Annotated in this window: 5 protein-coding genes; 1 reads left to right on the top strand and 4 read right to left on the bottom strand. The window is 42.7% G+C overall.

Translation table 11 applies throughout. The features are described from left to right. Window positions 1-304 precede the first annotated feature (304 nt). Window positions 305-541, top strand: a complete 237-nt coding sequence (locus tag A7D14_RS09695; protein ID WP_067033508.1) for a hypothetical protein — start codon at window positions 305-307, stop codon at window positions 539-541. Window positions 542-697: 156 nt separating this feature from the next. Here the strand turns inward: A7D14_RS09695 and A7D14_RS09690 are convergent, their stop codons facing one another. The 4 genes from A7D14_RS09690 to A7D14_RS09675 form a co-directional block, all read right to left on the bottom strand. Further along, on the bottom strand, window positions 698-1,741 hold the full coding sequence (locus A7D14_RS09690) for a sensor histidine kinase (RefSeq protein ID WP_255307428.1): 1,044 nt from the start codon (window positions 1,739-1,741) through the stop codon (window positions 698-700). Between the two features lie 341 nt (window positions 1,742-2,082). Then, on the bottom strand, window positions 2,083-5,445 hold the full coding sequence (gene secA / locus A7D14_RS09685; RefSeq protein ID WP_067033500.1) for a preprotein translocase subunit SecA: 3,363 nt from the start codon (window positions 5,443-5,445) through the stop codon (window positions 2,083-2,085). A gap of 135 nt (window positions 5,446-5,580) precedes the next feature. Further along, window positions 5,581-5,805, bottom strand: a complete 225-nt coding sequence (locus A7D14_RS09680) for a DUF2795 domain-containing protein (protein ID WP_013551418.1) — start codon at window positions 5,803-5,805, stop codon at window positions 5,581-5,583. Window positions 5,806-5,930: 125 nt separating this feature from the next. Beyond that, on the bottom strand, window positions 5,931-6,488 hold the full coding sequence (locus A7D14_RS09675; protein ID WP_067033497.1) for a cob(I)yrinic acid a,c-diamide adenosyltransferase: 558 nt from the start codon (window positions 6,486-6,488) through the stop codon (window positions 5,931-5,933). Between the last annotated feature and the right edge of the window lie 55 nt (window positions 6,489-6,543).

Below are 6,543 nucleotides of genomic sequence, written 5' to 3'. Positions count from 1 at the left end.
TTGAAAAAGGGATTGAAAGACCATTTTTTAATAGAAAATACATCTTATTCCTACAATAAGTATTCTTTTTCTTACAAATAAGTTCTTTGATATCAGCAATTTACGGAAGCACTTTTCTTTGAACGATCGATGAAATGCACATGCCGTCGACATGCTGTTTTTGGACCCAAAAACGTTCATCGACGATAAAAAACACTTCATCCAAGAAAAGTTTCTACAACGAAAAAAAGGGGGGGTTGAGCGACACAAATCGGCCCCAGGGGTCATGCGTGGGTAATTTTACAAAGTAAATAAAGCCCAAATCATGAAAACAATTTTAACCATCATCGCAGTAACTTTTTTCGGAACAATGGCCATGGCCCAAGATATTTCAAAAGAAGTAAACGTAGAGACCAAATTTACAGATGTGGAGTTGAGCGAAGCTGTACAAGCCGAAATTAAGAAGGACAGAAAAATGACCAGATTGTACAAATTCAAAAACTCCAGGGTTAAAAAGGAACTTGCCTTCAGAACTAAGAGAAACAAAGCAAAATTGGCTTAATTATGATTTTAGGACTACTGATTCCATTTACACTGTTCTTGAGTTTTGCTTTTGTGGTTGCATCGATAGTGTTTTCCTTTCGAGCCAAAAAGTTTAGGTAAACTTTCCAAAATGGGCTTTGGTTTGCAGAGGTGTACTTCTAAAATTGCCCCCAGATCAATCCACAGAATTAAATTCTTCAATCACTTCTTCAAATTCAATCCGGTAATAGGTGCCCTTTTTTTCGTAATCCCGTGTTATGCTGCCCCGTAATTGTCGGGCTAAGTTATAGATCAACTTTAAACCGAGGGAATTTGAGGTCCTGGGGTTGATATCCTCCGAATAGCCAATGCCATTGTCGCCCAGATACATTTCATAGCGATTGTTGGAAAGCTTTTGCAATGAAACATGGACTTCGCCATCAGAACCTTCCGATATACCATACTTGAGGGCATTGGTAATGGTTTCATTAATGATAAGACCAAGGGGGATTACCGTATCGATACTGAGCTTATGGTCATCAATGTCCAAGTCTACTTTAATATTGTTGTTGCTTCCTTTTACGGAACGCACCAGATAGTCGCACAGCTCTTTTACGTAGGGTTTAAGCTCGACCTTTGACAGGTAGTCATCACGTTTATAGAGCATTTCGTGCACCATGGCCATGGATACTACCCTGTTTTGACTGCTTTTTATGATATTGCTGATTTTTTCATCTGCAAGTGCCCTGGATTGTAGGCTCAAAAGACTGGAAACGGTCTGTAGGTTGTTCTTGACCCTATGGTGGACTTCCTTCAACAAAATTTCTTTTTCCTCAATACGCTCCTGTATCTCGTTACGGGATTTATATAGCTTGTGATGTGCCCGCAATAGATTTTTCCCAAAAACGCCTCCCAAAAGATACACGGCAAAAACTGCGCTTAAGAAAGCAAACCAGCTTCTGGATTCCAAGGGAACGGTATTTTCAGAAATCCTGAAATCTCCAACGTCATATAAAAACAAGATGGCGAGCACGGCCAAGTTAACGATGAGGTAGAGTTGGCCGAAAACCTTGGTGGTCACATATCCGGCAAAGACCACAATGGCGAGCACAAAAATAAAAGGACTCTGGATTCCGCCACTATAAACAGTAACAATGGTTGCCCCGATCATGGATAGGATGGAGGTGATGTTGTATGTAAGCACCAACCTCTTGTGTTGCTTGTAAAGGAGGGTGTTCACAAGGTTTAAAACCGCATAAACAAAACATGCATAGGGTATTATGCCCTCAATATTCAGAAAGAATAGGCAAATTAGGCCCAAAATGAACGCAAATAGCGAAGAACTATAGTTGACCTTAAGTATCAAATCGACTTTGTCTTGTAAACGTTGTTTATCCTTAAAAGGAGTCTTCATATACTACGCTTGGTTGTTCTTCACTACTACGGTCAAGGTTGTGAAATGGAGTAGTAAAAGTAGCTTGTTACGGGGTGTTTCGGTTGTAAATCTAAATATGTTTTTTGATATAATCAAAAGCGGCAGCTAATATTAGCTGCCGCAAGGTTGTACTATTTTCTTCGGAATCAGTCTTCCACAAGCACCCATTCACCTTTGTCAATGAGCGGTTCGGCCTGCTTGTACTTACAGGTTTTACTTTCTCCGGACATGATATTTTTGATCGTGACGCGTTCGTTTCTTCCAATCTTCGGTTTTTCGCGAACAATGGTCTCGGTTACCTGTGGTCTTTGCCGTTGGGTCTGTCCTGCGGCCCTGTTCTGGGCGGCCAGTTCGTCGCTGTTTGGAATTTCTTCTTTGGTGGTTTGAAGTTTTTCCTTTGGCCTGCGAACGCTTCTGGCCTCTTGGATTTGATTGGTGTTCTCTGAAGGTAATTCTCCCTTGAACAAGAACGAGATAACTTCCTTGTTCACCTTGTCCATCATCTCCTTAAAAAGCTCAAAAGCCTCAAACTTATAGATCAACAAGGGGTCTTTTTGCTCGTGAACGGCCAATTGCACGGATTGTTTCAGCTCATCCATTTTGCGCAAGTGGGTTTTCCAAGAATCATCTATAATCGCCAAGGTGATGTTTTTCTCAAAATCGGTGATCAATTGCTTCCCATTCGTCTTGTAGGCCTTCTCCAGATTGGTAACCACATTAAGGGTTTTGATGCCATCCGTAAAGGGAACTACAATGCGCTCAAACTTGTTGGATTCATCCTCATATACTTTTTTAATGACCTGAAAGGCTACTGTGGCGCTACGCTCCATTTTCTGTTTGTAGAAATCGTAGGCTTCATCATTGATGATATTGGCAATCTGCTGAAAGCTCATTTTTTTGAACTCCTCTTCGCTGATCGGTGAAGTAATGGAGAAGTATTTAATGAGCTCGAACTCAAAGTTCTTGTAATCATCGGCCATTTTATTGGTCTCGGCAATGGCTTCACAAGTGTCGTACATCATATTGGCGATGTCCACCTTTAAGCGTTCCCCTTGCAAAGCGTGCCTTCTTCTTTTGTAGATCACCTCACGCTGTGCATTCATAACATCGTCATATTCCAACAAGCGTTTACGGATACCGAAGTTGTTTTCCTCCACTTTCTTCTGGGCGCGTTCTATGGATTTGGTCATCATGGAATGTTGAATGACCTCACCATCTTCCAAGCCCATACGGTCCATCATTTTGGCCACACGGTCCGATCCGAACAAACGCATTAGGTTGTCCTCCAAGGAAACATAGAACTGGGAACTACCTGGGTCTCCTTGCCGTCCAGAACGACCTCTCAACTGTCTGTCCACACGACGTGAATCATGGCGTTCCGTACCCACAATGGCCAAACCACCGGCTTTCTTCACCTCAGGGCTCAATTTAATGTCGGTACCCCTACCGGCCATGTTTGTGGCAATGGTAACAACACCGGATTTCCCGGCCTCAGCAACAATGTCGGCCTCTTTTTTGTGCAATTTGGCGTTCAATACGTTGTGCGGTACTTTCCGTACACTCAACAATTTGGACAACAATTCTGAAATTTCAACGGATGTTGTACCGATCAATACAGGTCTTCCAGCTTGGGAAAGCTTGGTGACCTCATCTATGATGGCGTTGTATTTTTCGCGTTTGGTCTTGTAGATCAAATCGTGTCTGTCATCACGGGCAATGGGTCTGTTGGTTGGAATTTCCATCACATCCAACTTGTAGATCTCCCAGAATTCGCCAGCTTCGGTAACAGCTGTACCTGTCATCCCGGCCAACTTGTTGTACATTCTAAAGTAATTCTGAAGCGTAATGGTGGCAAAGGTCTGGGTCATCGCCTCAATCTTCACATTTTCCTTGGCCTCGATGGCTTGGTGCAATCCATCAGAATATCTTCTACCATCCATGATACGACCCGTCTGCTCATCCACGATCATCACCTTGTTGTCCATTACCACGTATTCCACATCTTTTTCAAAGAGGGTATAGGCTTTCAACAACTGGGTCATTGTATGGATACGCTCACTCTTTATGGCAAAATCCTTAAAGAGATCTTCCTTGAGTTCGGCTTCTTTTTCTATTTCGAGGTCCTGATTTTCAATTTTGGCAATTTCACTACCGATGTCGGGCATCACAAAGAAGTCCTTGTCTTGATCACCGGAAATATAATCGACCCCTTTGTCAGTAAGTTCAATCTGGTTGTTCTTTTCATCAATGACGAACAACAGGTCTGCATCTACTTTGGGCATTTCCCGGTTGTTGTCCTGCATGTAGAAATTCTCGGTCTTCTGTAGCAATTGTTTTACGCCCTCTTCGCTCAAAAATTTGATGAGCGCCTTGTTTTTTGGCAATCCTCGGTGTACCCGAAGCAATAAGAATCCACCTTCTTTGGTATCACCTTCGGCGATGAGTTTTTTGGCCTCGGCCAAAACGCCTGTTAAATGTTGCCGTTGTTTTTGAACGATATCGGCCACTTTTGGTTTCAGCTCATTGAATTCGTGGCGGTCGCCCTCAGGAACGGGGCCGGATATGATCAAAGGGGTACGGGCGTCATCAATCAGTACGGAATCCACCTCATCCACAATGGCGTAATGGTGCGGACGTTGCACCAAATCCCCAGGGGTATGCGCCATGTTGTCACGCAAATAATCGAAACCAAATTCGTTGTTGGTACCGTAGGTAATGTCTGCGTTATAAGCGGCCCGTCTGCCATCAGAATTGGGTTGGTGCTTATCAATACAATCCACGGAAAGTCCATGAAATTCAAAAATGGGCGCCATCCAAGCGCTGTCCCTTTTGGCCAGATAATCATTAACGGTGACCAAGTGGGCCCCTTTTCCTGCTAATGCATTCAAGTAGAGCGGGAGTGTGGCCACCAATGTTTTACCTTCACCGGTCTGCATCTCGGCAATTTTCCCTTGATGCAGGGAAATACCGCCTATCAATTGCACATCGTAATGTACCATATCCCAAGTGACTTCCTTGCCAGCGGCATCCCAAGAATTGCTCCAAACGGCTTTTTCACCTTCAAGAGTTACGTAATCTTTGGAACCCGAAAGTAATCTGTCAAATTCCGATGCCGTTACAGTAAGGGTCTCATTGGCCACAAAGCGTTTGGCAGTTTCCTTTACTACAGCAAAGGCCTCGGGAAGTATGTTGTTGAGGGTCTTTTCTGAAATTTGGTAGGCTTCCTCGTTGAGCCTGTCAATTTCAGCATAGATTTCCTCATTGCGGTCTATGTCATTGGAGCTTTCCACTTCCTCCTCCAGGGCAGCGATCCTGTCATTGATCTCTTTGCAATCCTCTGCTATCTGTGCTTTGAAGGAAACGGTTTTTTGTCTCAGTTCATCGTGGCTCAACCCTTCAAGCTCCTGCTCAAAGGATTTTATCTCATTTACCAAAGGTTGCAGGGCCTTAACGTCCTTTTCTGATTTATCACCTACAAAAACCTTCAGTACGGAATTAATAAAACTCATGAAATGTCTTTTCGTTAGAATGGCAAAAGCTGTTCCATTGATAAGAATATGATGGAATTCTTTTGCTGGGCTGTCAAAATTACATAAAAAAAAGCCTCAAATGAGACTTTTTAACGTGCTTTGTGTTTTCCGAAATTAATATTCATCCTCATTCCAAAGATAGTCTTCTTCGGTAGGATAGTCGGGCCATATTTCCTCAATGGACTCATATATCTCGCCGCCCTCTTCTTCCATGGATTGCAAGTTTTCTACAACTTCCAATGGCGCTCCGGTACGGATTGCGTAATCTATCAGTTCGTCTTTGGTGGCTGGCCAAGGCGCATCACTTAAATATGAGGCTAGTTCGAGTGTCCAGTACATAGTAACGGTTTGATTTTAAATTTTTTGCAAAAATAATTTTTAAACTCAATTAGTCAAGTAAAAACAGTATTAATTAAAAATTATTTTGGAGTTGACAAAACTATTGCGTTAAAAAAACGATTTTTTTAGTCCATCTCCTTCGGGATCCACTTTACTTCTTGGGCTTTCAAGTCGTTTGACAACTTCCGTGCCAATACAAACAAATAATCGGAGAGACGGTTGATATAGGACAGCAACGGGGCTGGAACAGGCTCATTTTCATGCAAATATGAAATCATTCGCTCTGCACGGCGACAAACGGTTCTGGCAATATGGCAGTATGACACGGTGGTGTGGCCACCAGGAAGAATAAAATGTGTCATTTCTGGAAGATTTTCGTTCATTTGGTCCATTTCTTTTTCCAAAAGTTCAATATCTTCTTGGCCAATTCTTGGAATCTTGAGCCGTTTGTCCTTTTTCGGCTCAGTGGCCAAAATGGAACCGACCGTGAACAATTTTTCCTGAATAAGCATTAGAATCTCTTTGGAACGGGCATCCATATCCTGATCGCGGAGCAATCCTAAAAACGAATTGAGCTCGTCAATGGTACCATAGCTTTCTATGCGGATATGATGCTTGGGTACCCGGGTACCTGTAAACAATGCCGTGGTGCCCTTATCTCCGGTTTTGGTGTAAATCTTCATGAATCAGTTTTCAGTTATCAATAAACAATTATCAATGCATAGCTATCTATTGCTC

The sequence above is a fragment of the Allomuricauda sp. CP2A genome (assembly GCF_001683915.1).
In the GTDB taxonomy this organism is placed as follows: domain Bacteria; phylum Bacteroidota; class Bacteroidia; order Flavobacteriales; family Flavobacteriaceae; genus Flagellimonas.
This window is presented reverse-complemented; position numbering and strand designations above follow the sequence as displayed.